The sequence below is a fragment of the Streptomyces sp. NBC_01471 genome, from assembly GCF_041438865.1.
Taxonomy (GTDB): Bacteria; Actinomycetota; Actinomycetes; order Streptomycetales; family Streptomycetaceae; genus Streptomyces.
In genome coordinates, this window is record NZ_CP109450.1 from 5,095,908 (window position 1) to 5,110,839 (window position 14,932).

The window sequence follows — 14,932 nt, forward strand, 5'->3', positions numbered from 1 at the left end:
CAGGTGAGTTCCCCCACAACGGCGTCCTGTGAAGGAGCGGCCACCGCTCCGGCGCCTTAGGCTCGACGGACCGCTCGACCCTCGTCGCCCGGCCCGTCCACGGAGGTTCCCACTCCATGAAGCTCACCGTCGTCGGCTGCTCGGGGTCGTTCCCCTCCGCGGAATCGGCCTGTTCGAGCTACCTCGTAGAGGCCGACGGCTTCCGGCTGCTCCTCGACATGGGCAACGGCGCCCTCGGCGAGCTGCAGCACTACTGCGGTCTCTACGATCTCGACGCCGTCTTCCTCAGCCATCTCCACTCGGACCACTGCATCGACATGTGCGCGTACTTCGTCGCGCGCTACTACCGGCACGACGGCGGGCGCTGCCCCGCGATCCCCGTGTACGCCCCCGAGGGCGCGGCCGAACGGCTGACCACGGCATACGCGGACACCCCGTCCTCCACGTCGATGGGCGAGGTCTTCGACTTCCGCACCCTGAAGTCCGCCTCGTTCGACATCGGGCCGTTCTCGGTGCGCACCGAGAAGGTGTGCCACCCGGTCGAGGCCTATGCCATCCGGATCGAGCACGGCGGCAGCGTGCTCACGTACTCCGGGGACACCGGCGTGTGCGACCCGCTGCACGAACTGGCCGTCGGCGCCGACCTGTTCCTCTGCGAAGCGTCCTTCACCCACGGCAAGGAGGACGTCGCCGACCTCCACCTCAACGGCCGCGAGGCCGGAGCACACGCGGCGCGCGCCGGGGTGGGACACATGGTGCTCACCCACATCCCGCCGTGGACCGACGCCAAACGCAACCTGGCGGACGCGCGGGCGGTGTACGACGGGCCGGTGGAGCTGGCGAAGCCGGGTGCGGTGTACGAGATCTGACCCGCCGCGTGCTCGAAGCGGGCCCCGGGACCGGTGCGGTTCCGGGGCCCGCGGGCTTCAGACCGCCGTGTGCTGCCGTCAGGCCTTGGTGACGTCGTCGACGTCCTCGTCCGGCTCGCGCCCCGGCGTCATCACGTTGAACTTGGTGATCACGAACCGGAAGACCACGTAGTACACCACCGCGAAGCACAGGCCGATCGGGATGATCAGCCAGGGTTTCGTATCGAGGTGCCAGTTGATGACGTAGTCGATCAGACCGGCCGAGAAACTGAACCCCGCGTGGACCCCCAGGGCCCAGGTGATCCCCATCGACGCACCGGTCAGCAGCGCGTGCAGCCCGTACAGCAGCGGCGCCGCGAACATGAACGAGAACTCCAGCGGCTCGGTCACCCCGGTCACGAACGACGTCAGCGCGACCGAGATCATCAGACCCATGACCTGCTTGCGCCGCTCAGGCCGCGCACAGTGCGCGATGGCCAGGGCCGCGGCGGGCAGACCGAACATCATGATCGGGAAGAAGCCCGACGTGAACTGCCCCGCACTCGGGTCACCGGCGAAGAACCGCGTGATGTCGCCCTGCACCCCGGTCCCGTCCGGCTTGGTGAACGTACCCGCCTGGAACCAGAAGAAGGTGTTCAGGAACTGGTGCATGCCGATCGGGATGAGCAGCCGGTTGGCCACACCGAAGATCGCCGCACCCCACGCGCCCAGGCTGATCAGATGCTTCGAGAACCAGGTCAGCGCATCGCCCACCGGCTGCCAGACCAGCCCGAACACCACGCCGAGGATGACGCCGAGGAAGGCCATCAGGATCGGGACCAGCCGGCGGCCGTTGAAGAAGCCCAGCCAGTCGACCAGCCGGGTGCGGTGGAACCGCTGCCAGACGATCGCGGTCAGCAGCCCGATGAGGATGCCGCCCAGCACACCCGGGTTCTGCGGCGTCCCCGCCGGAAGCGCCTTCGTCACCGAGCCGCCGATCGGGAACGCGCCCAGGACACCGTGGTAGACGAGGAAGCCGACGACCGCCGCCAGCGCCGTCGAGCCGTCCGCCTTCTTCGCGAAGCCGATCGCGACACCGATACAGAAGAGCAGCGGCAGACCGAACGCCCCGTCAAGGATCGAATTGCCGCCAGCGAGAAAGACCTTGGCCGTCTTGTCCCAGAAGGCGCCGTGCAGATACGCGGTGAAGAGGTTGCCGAGGCTGACGAGCAGACCGGCCGCGGGCAGCACCGCGACGGGCAGCTGAAGACTCCGGCCGACCTTCTGAAGCCCCTGGAAGAGGCCGTTCCACCACTTCTTCGCCGGTGGGCTCTGTGGCACGGCCGCGCTGCTGGTGCTCATTCGGCGTCCTCCTGGCGTCGGCCCTGCTGGTGGTCGCCGTACAGGGCGGCGGACCACCTACGGCGCGATCCGATGCTGTGCCCCGGGCGCTGCACCAGTGTCCGCCATCTTCCGAGGCGGCACGGTTGCCCGCCCGTATAAGGGGGCCAATCGTGCGTTACCGTGACGAAACGGACCGGAGAGCCGGGCCGCCAAGAGACACTCAGGAGTCAGACATGGCCACTAAGGCTGAGAAGATCGTCGCGGGGCTCGGCGGCCTCGACAACATCGAGGAGATCGAAGGCTGCATCACCCGGCTGCGCACCGAGGTGAAGGACCCCTCCCTCGTGGACGACGCCGCGCTCAAGGCCGCAGGCGCCCACGGCGTCGTCAAGATGGGCACCGCGATCCAGGTCGTCATCGGCACCGACGCCGACCCCATCGCGGCGGACATCGAGGACATGATGTGAACGGATGACGCACCGGCGCCCCGGACCGGCGGCGGCGCGACGGGGCAGCGCCCGCCCCGCCACCGGTCCCGGGCGTCCCGCCCCACCGCGGCCGATAGGCTCGGACCCATGTCTCGTATCGACGGCCGCACCCCCGAAGAACTCCGCCCGGTCACCATTGAGCGCGCTTGGAGCAAGCACGCCGAGGGCTCCGTCCTCATCTCCTTCGGCGACACCAAAGTCTTCTGCACCGCCTCCTTCACCGAAGGCGTACCGCGCTGGCGCAAGGGCAGCGGGGAGGGCTGGGTCACCGCCGAGTACTCGATGCTCCCGCGCTCCACCAACACCCGGGGCGACCGGGAGTCCGTCCGCGGCAAGATCGGCGGCCGTACGCACGAGATCTCCCGCCTCATCGGCCGCTCACTGCGCGCGGTCATCGACTACAAGGCGCTCGGCGAGAACACGATCGTGCTCGACTGCGACGTCCTCCAGGCCGACGGCGGCACCCGCACCGCCGCCATCACCGGGGCGTACGTCGCGCTGGCCGACGCGGTCACCTGGGCCCAGTCCAAGAAGCTCATCAGGTCCGGCCGCAAGCCCCTCACCGACACGGTCTCCGCGATCAGCGTCGGCATCGTCGACGGAACACCGCTGCTCGACCTCCGTTACGAGGAGGACGTGCGCGCCGAGACCGACATGAACGTCGTCTGCACCGGCGACGGCCGCTTCGTCGAGGTCCAGGGGACGGCCGAGGCCGAGCCCTTCGACCGCAAGGAGCTCAACGCCCTGCTCGACCTGGCCACCGGCGGCTGCGCCGACCTCACCGCGCTCCAGGCCGAGGCGCTCGGCAAGTAGCGGAGTGGGCGTACGGGGGCGGGCGGTGCCGGCATGCGGTCCGCCCCGCCAGCCCCCCGTACGCCACCTCGTACCGGACGTCCCTGGCTCTGGACGCCCCTGATACTGGACGCATGACCCGTCTGATCCTCGCCACCCGCAACGCCGGGAAAATCACCGAACTCGAAGCGATCCTCGCCGACGCGGGCCTGCCCCACGAACTGGTCGGCACGGACGCGTACCCCGAAGTCCCGGACGTCAAGGAAACAGGCGTCACCTTCGCCGAGAACGCCCTGCTCAAGGCCCACGCCATGGCACAGGCCACCGGCCTGCCCGCCGTGGCCGACGACTCGGGCCTCTGCGTGGACGTCCTGAACGGCGCCCCCGGCATCTTCTCGGCCCGCTGGTCGGGCACCCACGGCGACGACGAGGCCAACCTCCGCCTGCTGCTGGCCCAGCTCTCGGACATCGACGACCCGCACCGGGGCGCCCACTTCGCCTGCGCGGCGGCCCTGGCCCTCCCCGACGGCACGGAACGCGTGGTCGAGGGCCGCCTCCTGGGCACCCTCCGCGCCACCCCGGCGGGCAGCGGAGGCTTCGGCTACGACCCGATCCTCCAGCCGTCCGGCGAGACCCGCACGTGCGCGGAACTCACGGCGGGGGAGAAGAACGCGATCAGCCACCGGGGCCAGGCGTTCCGCGCCCTGGTACCGGCGGTGCGGGAGCTGTTGGGCTGACCCGTGAACACTGGAGGGGCATCCCGCAGTGCGGAACGCCCCTCCAGCCATGTGCGGCCTGTGGGACTCGAACCCACCTAGTCCAAACGGACAAACCGGACCTAAACCGATCGCGTCAACCAGCTGCGCCAAGGCCGCAGGATGCCGCTCATGGTACTCGGCCGACAGCCGTACGGGGTATGTCGCACCCTTACGGCGGGACAGGGCCTATGCACCTGACGACTGTTTCCTGCGGTTCCGGCACCAGGTGTCGGTCAGCGCATGACAGTTCGGGCACAGGTACCGGAGATTCTCCCGGCGGTTGTCGAGCCAGTCGCCGTTGATGTGGTCGATCTGGAGCGTGATCGGCCGGCCCATCCATGCGCCGGGGTTCCCACAGGACTCGCACCGGTAGGCGACGCCCACCTCCTGGAGCGCACGGTGGAGCCTGGGCCGGTTCGCGCGTGAGGACCCCTGGTCCATGACGACCAGAGTCTGCGGCGCGATCGACCGCGGTTCCGGTACGCGGGCCGACGCCCAGGAGCGGCGCTTGAAGTGGCCGGTGTCGAGCTTGAGTTGCAACACCCTGCGGCGGATGCGGCGGTGGTTGGTGTCATTCACCTCAAGGCCGAGCGAGCGCATGATGTCCGCGTAGCTGGTGGCCGCCGGCACCGCCGCTCGCAGTGCGCCCTCATCGATCGCCACTCGCGCGTTGCGGAAGTGGGAAGTGTCGATGCCGTGCTTCCTGAGCAGCGCTGCCAGCGCTGTGTGTGACCGGCTGTCCCCGTCGGCCAGTCCGAGCAGACGGGCTGCTCCGCGCACGCTGTCGGCCGAGTCGGCGGCGTTCCGCAGTTCCTCGGGGCTGAAGCGGAGCCGGGGTTCATCCGGGCGGTTCAGGCCGGGAAAGTGGCTGACGTCGATGCCGGCGGCGGCGATGCGCCTGCGGATGTGCGACAGCGTGCCGGTCGCGGGCGGAGCGCCGAGCTTGACCACGACTTCGCGGAGCGTCGAGGACGTACTGACGGCTGCGGCTATCGCCTCGTCCGTGTACCTGCGAAAGGGGCTGCGCTGCTGGAAGTGACTGGTGTCGATGGAAAGGGCGGCGGCTCTCGCCCTGAGTACGCGGTGCCGCCCGCCGCTCTTGCGGAGGCCGAGCCGGCGCATCACATCGGTCCAGTTCCTGGACTCGGCCACGGCCCGGGTGAGTGTCTCCCGCTCGTACGGGTCGGTCATGGTGTGTCCCCTCCGTCCCGGTCACACGTTCGTGACCCCGTACGGAGTAACGAACCGCCGGCCGCGCCGTCACGTCCGGGAAGCGGAACGGCCCGTACCGGGTGGGGGCCGGTACGGGCCGTTCGGGGGTGCCGGGGGCCGGGCTTCGGGGGTGGGTCAGAAGCGGGGTTCCGGGGCCTGGGACTCGACTATCTCGGCCGCCTCTTCCTTCGTCTCCACCGAGGGGGGTGAGCCCTCCAGGGGCTGCTGGGCGGTTTCCTTCATGCAGAGCACCGAGATCACGCCCACCAGGGCCGCGCCCATCGCGTAGTACGCCGGCATCAGGTTGGTGTGCGCCACGCTGATCAGCGCGGTGATCACGAACGGGGTCGTCCCGCCGAAGAGGGACGTCGAGAGGTTGTAGCCCACCGACAGCGACCCGTACCGGACCTGCGTCGGGAAGAGGGCCGGGAGCGCCGCCGACATCGTGCCCAGCATGCACACCAGCGAGAGGCCCAGCATCGCCATGCCGATGATGATCGCCGGGATGGAGCCCTGGCGGATCAGGAGGAAGGCCGGGAGCGACAGGATCAGGAAGCCGAGCATGCCCGCCATCAGGAGCGGCTTCCGGCCGAAGCGGTCGTTCAGCTTGCCCACCTGGTTGATGACCAGCATCAGGACGACCATGACGCCCAGCAGGACCAGCAGGCCGTGTGTGTCGCCGTAGCCGAGCTCGTCCGAGAGGTAGGTCGGCATGTACGACAGCAGCATGTAGTCGGTGATGTTGTACGCGCCGACCAGGCAGATGCAGAGGACCAGGGCGCGCCAGTGGTCGCGGAAGATCGCCCTGAGGTCGCCCTTGGCGGAGGTCTCGACGGCGTCGGCCGCTTCCCCGGCGCCCACGTTCTCGCCCGTCATCTTCTGGAAGGCGGGTGTCTCGTCCAGCTTGAGCCGCAGGTAGAGACCGACCAGGCCCAGCGGGCCCGCGACCAGGAACGGCACGCGCCAGCCCCAGCTGTCCATCCCGCCGGAGCCGATGAGCGTGGTCATCAGCGTGACCAGGCCCGCCGAGCCCACATACCCGGCGAGTGTCCCGAACTCCAGGAAGCTGCCGAAGTACCCGCGGCGCTTGTCGGGCGCGTACTCGGCGATGAAGGTCGAGGCGCCCCCGTACTCACCGCCGGTGGAGAAGCCCTGCACCAGACGGAAGAAGATCAGCAGGGCCGGTGACCAGAAGCCGACAGCCGCGTACGAGGGGAGCACCCCGATCGCGAAGGTCCCGATCGCCATCATGATCATGGTCATGGCGAGGACCTTCTTGCGGCCGATCTTGTCGCCCATCGGGCCGAAGACCATGCCGCCGACCGGGCGGATCAGGAACGCGACCGCGAAGGTGGCGAACGACGCCAGCAGCTGGACCGTACTGCTTCCCCCGGGGAAGAAGACACGGCCGATCGTGGCCGCGAGGTAGCTGTAGATGCCGAAGTCGAACCACTCCATGGCGTTACCGAGACTGGCCGCCTTCACCGCCCGCTTGATCGCGGCCTCGTCGGTCACCGTGATGTCGGTGCGACGCAGCCGCGGGTTCTTCCGGCGGTCGATGATCCGGAAGAGGTCGCGGTGGCGTTTGACCGCCGCGGGGTCGGCGGCGGTGTGGTGGCCGGTGTCCGCCATGGTTGTCGTCCTCTCTGTGGGCATACAAAAACACGCAGGAGGCTCTTCTGCACAGCGGTGGCGATCGCAAACCAGGGCCCCGGGGAAAAGGGACCTTGGTCACGAATTTTCGGCGCCTACCGGCCACTACCGCAACTTCTCCGACCCGTCCGGGTGTCTGCGGGTGTCCCGGACGGGGCTCGCGGAGGGCTTGGAACGGGGCTCGGAACGGGGCTCGGGAGGGTGTCTCAGAGGCCGAGATCCTTGATGATTTTCGCCACGTGGCCGGTGGCCTTGACGTTGTAGAAAGCGTGTTCGATCTTCCCGTTCTCGTCCACGACGACCGTCGACCTGATGACCCCGGTCACCGTTTTGCCGTAGAGCTTCTTCTCTCCGAATGCGCCGTACGCGGCGAGGGTCTCCTTGGACGGGTCGCCGACCAGTGTGACCTTGAGGGATTCCTGCTCGCGGAATTTCGCCAGCTTCTCCGGCTTGTCCGGTGAGACCCCGATGACGTCGTATCCGGCGCCGGACAGGAACTCCAGGTTGTCCGTGAAGTCGCAGGCCTGCTTGGTGCATCCAGGGGTAAGTGCTGCCGGGTAGAAGTACACGATGACCTTGCGGCCCCGGTAAGCGGCGAGGGAGATCTCCTTGCCGTCCGCGTCGGGCAGGGTGAAGGCGGGGGCGGTGTCGCCGGGCTGCAGTCGCTCGCTCATCAAGCTCTCCTCGGGAGGGTCTGTGACCGTGAGGTACGGATGGGGCAGAGCGTAATAGGGGTGCCGCGGGGTGCGTTCCCGCTGGAGCTGACAGACTGTCGAGCAACGACTACCGGACACGACCACGGAGGCAGCGCAGTGTCGGATGCCACGGATGCCAGGACCCCGGCGCAGATCGAGGCGGACATCGAGACCCGGCGCGCGGATCTCGCGGACACGCTGGACGAGATCGGTGTGCGGCTGCACCCCAGCACGATCGTGGGAGACGCCAGGGCCAAGGTCACATCGGCCGTCGACCAGACCGCGGGGCGCGCGTTCGTCGCGCTGAACCGCACGGCGAACGGAGTGCGGGCGCAGTTCGTGCGGGAGGACGGCGCACCACGACTGGAGCGCGTGATCCCGGTGGCGCTGCTCACGGTGGGCCTGGTGGGCCTCTGTGCCGTGTCGGCGAAGCGGCGGCGGGGCTGCTGACGCCCGCGGGCCGGGAGGCCGGCCGGTGGCCCGGGTGTGGACCCTTCGGTGAACACCCGGCCCCGGGCCAGGTAGGTTCGAGCCTGTGAGCGAGAACACCCACGACGACAAGCTGCCCATCCGGATGCTGCACGACCGCGTGCTGGTCAAGTCCGACAGCCCGGAGGGCGAGCGGCGCTCCGGCGGCGGCATCCTGATTCCGGCCACCGCCGCTGTCGGCAGGCGGCTGTCCTGGGCCGAGGTGGTGGCGGTCGGGCAGAACGTCCGGACCGTGGTGCCGGGGGACCGCGTGCTGTACGACCCGGAGGACCGGGCCGAGGTGGAGGTCCGGGGTGTGGCGTACGTCCTGATGCGGGAGCGCGATCTGCACGCGGTGGCTTCGGAGCGGGTGTCCGACGATTCGACCGGGCTGTATCTGTAGCGCTGCCCACGCTGCCCACGGTCCAGCTGGGCGGAGCCGCCGCCGCTCCGCGCGGTATTTGCTACGGTGGAACGACCCCGACGAGACGCGCCGTACCGGGCAGATCGACTGCAAAGACGACGCACCCTGCTGATCCGTCTCGCGGAGGTGCCGTCATGGCCTGGATTCTGCTCGTCGTCGCTGGTCTGCTCGAAGTGGCCTGGTCGATCGGGATGAAGTACACCGAAGGTTTTACGAGGCTGTGGCCCAGCCTCTTCACCGGCGTGGGCATCGTCGCGTCGATGCTGCTGCTGTCGCAGGCGGCCAAGACCCTGCCGATCGGCACGGCGTACGGCGTCTGGGTGGGGATCGGCGCGGCCGGTGCGGCGATTCTGGGCATGGTCGTCCTGGGCGAGCCCACCACCGCCGCCCGGATCTTCTTCGTCTGCCTGCTGCTGGTCGCGGTCGTCGGCCTGAAGGCGACATCCGGGCATTAGGCCTGTCGGCCAACGCCAGGGGTTTCCCGTACGGAAGCCCCTGGCGCTGGTGGTTCAGGCCCGGCGGGCCGTGAACGGTCCGTCCGTGCCGAAGGCCAGCTCGGCGAAGCGTTCGCCGATGCGACAGTGCGTCGCGGCGTCCGGGTGGAGCTGGTCCGGCAGCGGCAGCTCGGCGAAGTCCGCCTCGCCGTAGAGCTCGTTTCCGTCGAGGTAGTGCAGGTGGGGGTCGTCGGCTGCCCGCTGCTCCACGATGCGGGACAGTTCCGCACGGATGACGTTGAGTGTCAGCTTCCCCGCGGCGCGCTCCGCCGGGTCGCCGGTGGCCACGAACTGGACCGTCCCGTTGCTGAAGTCGGGGGCGCAGGGTCCCGGGGTGTCCTCGTGGATGGGGCAGTGGATCGGCGAGACGACCAGCAGTGGTGTGGTGGGGTGGCCCTCGCGGATCGTGTCGAGGAAGCCGTGCACGGCCGGGGTGAAGGCGCGCAGCCGCATCAGGTCGGCGTTGACGATGTTGATGCCGATCTTGACGCTGATCAGGTCCGCGGGGGTGTCCCGCAGGGCGCGGGCCGTGAACGGGTCGAGGAGGGCGCTGCCGCCGAGCCCGACGTTGATGAGCTCCGCGCCGCCGAGCGAGGCGGCCAGCGCGGGCCATGTCGTGGTGGAGCTCTCGGCGTTGGAGCCGTGGCTGATCGAACTGCCGTGGTGCAGCCATACGTTGCGGCCGCTGCCCGGTACGGCATCGACGGGGGCGTCGGTGCGCAGCGCGACCAGTTCGGTGACCTCGTTGTACGGCAGCCAGATCTCGATGTCCTTGGGGCCGGCCGGCAGGCCGGTGAACCGGACGGTGCCGACCGGTCCCGGGTGGGTCTCCGCGGAACCGGTGGCCAGGTCGACCAGCCTTACGTTGCCGCCGGTCACGACGGCCCGGTCGGTCAGGCGGCCGTCGACGAGCAGGTCGTACAGCCCGTCGGGGCGGGGCGGTGCGCCCTCGTAGGCCATCTTGGTGCGGAGGGTGTCCAGCTCGACGGTGGTGGCCCGGGTGCGGATGGCCAGCCGCACGCCGGACGGCTGGGCCTCCGCCATGGCCAGCTGCTCGTCGGAGCACTGGGCGCGGGCCCGGGCGGGCAGCCGGTGCGGCAGGAGGCCGTGCTCGGTGCGTTCGACGTCGAGGGCGCCTCGTACGAGGTCCTCGGTGAGGGGCGTGCTGATCAGCGCGGGGGTGTCGTGGTGCGGGGAATTCATGGGCTCAGCCTGTCAACCGGTTTACCGATCCGCACACCATTTCCGGCTGCCGAAGGTCCGGCTGCCGCAGTTCCAGCCGTCGAACTGCCACCCCGGTGTCAGCCGCCCGTGGTGCCGCCCCCGGTCTCGCCCCCCGTGCCGCCGTCCGTGCCTCCGCCCGTGTCGGTGCCGCCGTCCGTCAGTCCGCCGATCACGCCCGGGTTCTCGCTGCTCGGGGTCTCCGACGGTTCCGGGGGAGTGGTGGTGGGTTCGGTGCTCGGCGGTGCGGACGGCGGTCCGGTCGGTGTCTCGCTCGACGAGGAGGACGACGCCGTCGCCGAGGGGGACGCGGAGCTCTTGGCCGGGGTGGGCAGCGCCTCCTGGTGCGCGCCCGACTGGAGGTCGAGGCGGAAGGGCGTGCGTGGGGTGCCCGCGAGTGCGGCCCCCGTGTACTGGCCCCAGATCTGGGCCGGTGCGCCGCCGCCGTTGATGCGGGGCAGGCCGAGCGCCCCGTACAGCGGCTTCTGCACTCCGGTGGCCGGGTCCTGGCCCATCACCGAGATGACGGTCGACAGGTCGGGCGTGTATCCGGCGAACCAGGCGGCCTTGTCGCTCTCCGCCGTGCCGGTCTTGCCCGCCGCGGGCCGTCCCGCGGACTTGGCCGCGGTGCCGGTGCCGTGCGCGACGACGCTCTTCAGGATCGACGTCGTGGTGTCCGCGGCCTGCCGGCTGACGCCCTGGACGGTGCGCTTCTTCGGCAGCGAGAGCTTCTGGCCGTTCTTGGTGGCCTTCTCGACGATGGTGTACGTCCCGTGCTTGCCGTGGCCGGCGAGTGTCGCGTACGCCTCGCTCATGTCCAGCACGCTGGCGGTGGAGGGCCCGAGCGCGATGGAGGAGTACGGGTTGAGGTCGGGGGTCTTCTTCGGGATGCCGAGGTCCACGGCGGTCTGCTCGACCCTGGACGGGCCGACGTCCTCGGCCATCTGCGCGTACACCGCGTTGACGGACTTGTCGGTGGCGGTGGCGACGGTGATGTTGCCGTACGACACGTCGTCCTCGTTGCCCGGCGCGTAGCCGGTGGATCCGTTGGGGCCCTGCACCGTGCGGTGGTTGGTGCCGTCGTAGATGGTGCTCGGGGTGATCCTGCGCCCGTCCCGGGTGGTCGAACGGTTCTCCACGGCCGAGGCGAAGACGAACGGCTTGAAGGTGGAGCCGACCTGGTAGTCCCGCCGGGTGGCGTTGTTGACGTACTGCTTCGTGTAGTCGATGCCGCCGTACATCGCGACGACCTTGCCCGTGTCGGGTTCCACCGACGCGCCGCCGACGCGGACGTTGCGGTCGGCGCTGCGGCTCTTGCTGAGCTTGCTGTTCACCTGGTCGTTCACGGCTTTGGTGAGCGCCTGCTGCTTGCTGCGCTGGAGGGTGGTCGTGATGCGGTAGCCGCCGGTGGCGAGGGTGTCCTCGTCGATGACCTTGTTGCTGGTGAGGTCGTCCTTGACGGCCTGGACGAGGTAGCCGCGCTGCCCGGAGAGACCGGACGACGGCTTGACCTTGCCGGGCACCGGGAACTTCTCCCCGGCGCGCGCCCCGGGGCTGAGCCACTTCTTCTTGACCATGCCGTCGAGCACGTAGTTCCAGCGGGCCTCGGCGCGGCCCTTGTTCTCGGGGTGCACCACGATGTCGTACGCGCTGGGGGCGTTGAGCAGGGACGCGAGGTAGGCGCCCTGGGCGATGTCGATGTCCTGGATGTTCTTGCCGTAGTACGCCTGGGCGGCGGCCTGGATGCCGTAGGCGTTGCGCCCGAAGTAACTGGTGTTCAGGTACCCCGCGAGGATGTCGTCCTTGCTCTCCTCGCGGTCGAGCTTGATCGAGATGAAGAACTCCTTGACCTTGCGGCTGATGGTCTGTTCCTGGCCGAGGTAGTAGTTCTTGACGTACTGCTGGGTGATGGTCGAGCCGCCCTGGGTGCCCTTGCCGGTCACGGTGTTCCACGCGGCGCGGACCATGGCCTCGGGGTCGATGGCGCTCTCGGAGTAGAAGTCGCGGTCCTCGGCGGAGAGCGCGGCGCGCTGGACGCCGATGGGGATCTGGGAGAGCTGTACGTTCTCGCGGTTGACCTGGCCGTCGCGGGCGATTTCGGTGCCGTCCGAGTAGAGGTAGACGTTGCTCTGTGCGGTGGCCGCGGTGTTGGCGGCGGGGATGTCGACGAGGTTGTAGCCCGCGATGAAGCCTCCGATGATCAGCAGGAGGATCACCAGAACGGCGCCCAGGACCATCCGCCAGGTGGGGATCAGCCGTCGCCAGCCCTTGCGCCTGGGGCGCTTGCGCTTCTTGGCCGCCTTCCCGGTGCGGCCGGAGGCACCGGCGCCTGCGGCGGAACCGGGCTGCTCGGCCGGGCCGCCGCCTTCGCGGTCCCGCGGGGTCCAGCCGGGCTGCTGTGGCTGCTCGTCGCTCACTGTCTCTCCAGCGTCCGGCACAAGGTGTCGTAAGGGTGTCGTATTCGGATGAATCGTTCTGTACGCCCATAAAACACTGTTGGGCCGCCCGGTTCGAACTGGACGGTTTATTCGGTCGCGGCGCACGCTCCGCTGGACTAAGGTCGTGCGCTTTGGTGCCTCGTGGGGCTGTGCTCCGCGGGCTCCGGGGCGGGCGACGGGCGAGAGGGGGCTCTCAGGGATGCGGTTGTACGCGGTCGTGGCCGCAGGGGGGTTCCGCCGCTTCGCGACCTACCGGGTGGCGACGGCCGCCGGGGTGTTCACCAACACCGTCTTCGGTTTCATCATGGCGTACACCTACATCGCGCTCTGGGACGAGCGCCCGCACCTCGGCGGCTACGACCAGTCGCAGGCCCTCACCTACGTCTGGCTCGGCCAGGCGATGCTGGCGACGATGGCGCTGCTGGGCGGCGGCGGGGAGGACGAACTCATCGAGCGTATCCGCACCGGTGACATCGCGATCGACCTCTACCGCCCGGTCGACCTGCAACTCTGGTGGATGGCAGGCGACTTGGGGCGGGCCGCCTTCCAGCTCATCGGGCGCGGGGCGGCGCCCATGGCACTGGGGGCGCTCGCGTTCCACCTCGCGCTGCCGGCCGACCCTTTCGTGTGGCTCGCGTTCCTGGTCTCGCTGCTCTTCGGGGTGATCGTCAGCTTCGCGATCCGCTATCTCGTGGCGCTCTCCGCGTTCTGGCTGATGGACGGGGCGGGTGTCGCGCAGATCGCGGGGATCTCCGGAATGTTCTTCTCCGGGATGCTGCTGCCGCTGAACCTCTTCCCCGGCGTGCTGGGCGACGTGGCCCGGGTGCTGCCCTGGTCGGTGCTGCTCCAGGTACCGGCCGACATCCTCCTGGGCAAGCGGACCGGCTGGGACCTGGTGACGGCGTACGCGTTCCAGCTCGGCTGGGCCGTGGTGCTGCTCGGCGCCGGGCGGCTGCTGCAGTCCGCCGCGACCAGGAGGGTGGTGGTGCAGGGTGGCTGAGGGGCTGCGTGCCTACTGGCTGATCGCGGGCATGTGGATCCGCTCGACGATGGCGTACCGGGCGTCGTTCGTGATGACGGCCTTCGGCAACTTCGCGGCGACCGGGCTCGACTTCGCCGCGATCCTGCTGATGTTCTCGCACGTCGACCGGCTCGGCGGCTACTCGCTCGGCGAGATCGCCTTCCTGTACGGGAGCGCTTCGACCGCCTTCGGCATCTCCGACCTGGTGATGGGCTCGATGGACCGGCTGGGCCGCCGGGTGCGCGACGGGACGCTGGACACGCTCCTGGTGCGCCCCGTCCCGGTCATCGCCCAGATCGCGGCGGACCGCTTCGCCCTGCGCAGACTGGGCCGGATCACCCAGGGGCTGCTGATCCTCGGGTACGGGCTGGCGGTCGTCGATGTCCACTGGACGCCGCTGAAGGTCCTGATGGTGCCGATGATGGTGCTCAGCGGCGGGGTGGTCTTCTCGGCGGTGTTCGTGGCGGGGGCGGCGTTCCAGTTCTGGGCGCAGGACGCGTCGGAGGTGCAGAACTCCTTCACGTACGGAGGGGTGACGCTGCTCCAGTACCCGCCGACGATCTTCGCGAAGGACCTGCTGCGCGGGGTGACCTTCGTGTTCCCGCTGGCCTTCGTCAACTGGCTGCCCGCGCTGTACGTGCTGGGCCGGCCGTACCCGCTGGACCTGCCGGAGTGGCTGGCGTTCCTGCCGCCCGTAGTGGCCGTGGTGTGCTGCGCGCTGGCGGGGGTGGCGTGGCGGGCGGGGCTGAGGTCGTACCGGAGCACGGGGAGTTAGGGATCGTCCGGCCGATCCTCGGCATCCGGGGCGCCGTACGCTTCCCGCGCGCCGGCGCAGGCTCAGGCGCGTCGGCCCCAATGCCCGCGGTGGATGACTTCGTCCAGCGGCTTGTCGGAGCAGTGCCGGATCATGCGCCGACGCCGGGTCACCTCGGAGCATTCCATGCGGCCGGATCCTGCCACGCCCCTTGGTGAAAGCCCATGGGGAGGAGCCTGGATGCTCTTCGCGATGGGGCGCGAGAAGTGCAGGACCGGGCTCAGCCGCCCGGGGCCCGGTGCGGGCTGCTCGATGCTGCCGC

At 69.5% G+C, this 14,932-nt stretch carries 15 protein-coding genes, 1 tRNA gene and 1 riboswitch; of the genes, 9 read left to right on the plus strand and 7 right to left on the minus strand.

From position 1 onward, the window contains the following. Positions 1 to 116 precede the first annotated feature (116 nt). Entirely contained in the window at positions 117 to 869 is a 753-nt protein-coding gene (locus tag OG285_RS22820) for an MBL fold metallo-hydrolase (RefSeq protein WP_356833247.1), read from the plus strand. Positions 870 to 947: 78 nt separating this feature from the next. Here OG285_RS22820 and OG285_RS22825 read toward each other — a convergent pair whose 3' ends face one another. Then, entirely contained in the window at positions 948 to 2,210 is a 1,263-nt protein-coding gene (locus OG285_RS22825) for a PTS transporter subunit EIIC (RefSeq protein ID WP_356833249.1), read from the minus strand. Positions 2,211 to 2,362: 152 nt separating this feature from the next. Here OG285_RS22825 and OG285_RS22830 point away from each other — a divergent pair, with 152 nt between their 5' ends. The 3 genes from OG285_RS22830 to rdgB all read left to right on the plus strand — a co-directional run bounded on the left by OG285_RS22830 (position 2,363) and on the right by rdgB (position 4,209). Further along, the gene (locus OG285_RS22830) at positions 2,363 to 2,659 is read left to right on the plus strand and encodes a PTS glucose/sucrose transporter subunit IIB (protein WP_356833251.1); all 297 of its coding nucleotides are present in this window, start codon (positions 2,363 to 2,365) and stop codon (positions 2,657 to 2,659) included. Between the two features lie 108 nt (positions 2,660 to 2,767). Next, positions 2,768 to 3,493 carry a ribonuclease PH gene (rph, locus tag OG285_RS22835; protein WP_356833253.1) on the plus strand — a complete coding sequence of 242 codons (726 nt, stop codon included), beginning with the start codon at positions 2,768 to 2,770 and terminating at the stop codon, positions 3,491 to 3,493. Between the two features lie 113 nt (positions 3,494 to 3,606). Next, positions 3,607 to 4,209 carry an RdgB/HAM1 family non-canonical purine NTP pyrophosphatase gene (rdgB, locus tag OG285_RS22840; protein ID WP_356833255.1) on the plus strand — a complete coding sequence of 201 codons (603 nt, stop codon included), beginning with the start codon at positions 3,607 to 3,609 and terminating at the stop codon, positions 4,207 to 4,209. A gap of 52 nt (positions 4,210 to 4,261) precedes the next feature. Here the strand turns inward: rdgB and OG285_RS22845 are convergent. The 4 genes from OG285_RS22845 to bcp form a co-directional block, all read right to left on the minus strand. Next, positions 4,262 to 4,347, minus strand: a tRNA-Leu gene (locus OG285_RS22845). Positions 4,348 to 4,416: 69 nt separating this feature from the next. Next, complete coding sequence (locus tag OG285_RS22850; protein ID WP_371792046.1) at positions 4,417 to 5,421, minus strand: HNH endonuclease signature motif containing protein; 1,005 nt, start codon at positions 5,419 to 5,421, stop codon at positions 4,417 to 4,419. A gap of 156 nt (positions 5,422 to 5,577) precedes the next feature. Continuing rightward, positions 5,578 to 7,074, minus strand: coding sequence for a glycine betaine/L-proline transporter ProP (gene proP / locus OG285_RS22855; protein ID WP_356833259.1), 1,497 nt, complete (start codon positions 7,072 to 7,074; stop codon positions 5,578 to 5,580). A 227-nt stretch (positions 7,075 to 7,301) separates the two neighbouring features. Next, positions 7,302 to 7,769, minus strand: a complete 468-nt coding sequence (gene bcp, locus OG285_RS22860; RefSeq protein ID WP_356833261.1) for a thioredoxin-dependent thiol peroxidase — start codon at positions 7,767 to 7,769, stop codon at positions 7,302 to 7,304. A gap of 138 nt (positions 7,770 to 7,907) precedes the next feature. On the opposite strand from bcp, the gene OG285_RS22865 reads away from it, so the two are divergent. From OG285_RS22865 to OG285_RS22875, 3 genes are all read left to right on the plus strand, one after another. After that, the gene (locus tag OG285_RS22865; protein WP_371792047.1) at positions 7,908 to 8,240 is read left to right on the plus strand and encodes a DUF3618 domain-containing protein; all 333 of its coding nucleotides are present in this window, start codon (positions 7,908 to 7,910) and stop codon (positions 8,238 to 8,240) included. Positions 8,241 to 8,325: 85 nt separating this feature from the next. Further along, positions 8,326 to 8,661 (plus strand): co-chaperone GroES, encoded by a 336-nt coding sequence (locus OG285_RS22870; protein ID WP_356833265.1) that lies wholly within the window; start codon positions 8,326 to 8,328, stop codon positions 8,659 to 8,661. Positions 8,662 to 8,716: 55 nt separating this feature from the next. Further along, positions 8,717 to 8,787: riboswitch (guanidine-III (ykkC-III) riboswitch) on the plus strand. Positions 8,788 to 8,816: 29 nt separating this feature from the next. Beyond that, positions 8,817 to 9,137: a multidrug efflux SMR transporter gene (locus OG285_RS22875; RefSeq protein WP_356833267.1), complete on the plus strand. Its 321-nt coding sequence runs from the start codon at positions 8,817 to 8,819 to the stop codon at positions 9,135 to 9,137. A 54-nt stretch (positions 9,138 to 9,191) separates the two neighbouring features. Here OG285_RS22875 and OG285_RS22880 read toward each other — a convergent pair whose 3' ends face one another. Both OG285_RS22880 and OG285_RS22885 read right to left on the minus strand, forming a co-directional pair. Beyond that, on the minus strand, positions 9,192 to 10,379 hold the full coding sequence (locus tag OG285_RS22880) for a GDSL-type esterase/lipase family protein (RefSeq protein ID WP_371792048.1): 1,188 nt from the start codon (positions 10,377 to 10,379) through the stop codon (positions 9,192 to 9,194). Between the two features lie 98 nt (positions 10,380 to 10,477). Then, positions 10,478 to 12,814 (minus strand): transglycosylase domain-containing protein, encoded by a 2,337-nt coding sequence (locus OG285_RS22885; RefSeq protein ID WP_371792049.1) that lies wholly within the window; start codon positions 12,812 to 12,814, stop codon positions 10,478 to 10,480. Between the two features lie 220 nt (positions 12,815 to 13,034). Between OG285_RS22885 and OG285_RS22890 the strand changes: the two genes are divergently transcribed. Next, positions 13,035 to 13,835, plus strand: a complete 801-nt coding sequence (locus tag OG285_RS22890; RefSeq protein ID WP_356833273.1) for an ABC-2 family transporter protein — start codon at positions 13,035 to 13,037, stop codon at positions 13,833 to 13,835. After that, positions 13,828 to 14,631, plus strand: coding sequence for an ABC transporter permease (locus OG285_RS22895; protein ID WP_371792050.1), 804 nt, complete (start codon positions 13,828 to 13,830; stop codon positions 14,629 to 14,631). Before OG285_RS22890 ends, OG285_RS22895 begins: the two co-directional genes overlap by 8 nt. The last annotated feature ends 301 nt before the right edge of the window (positions 14,632 to 14,932 follow it).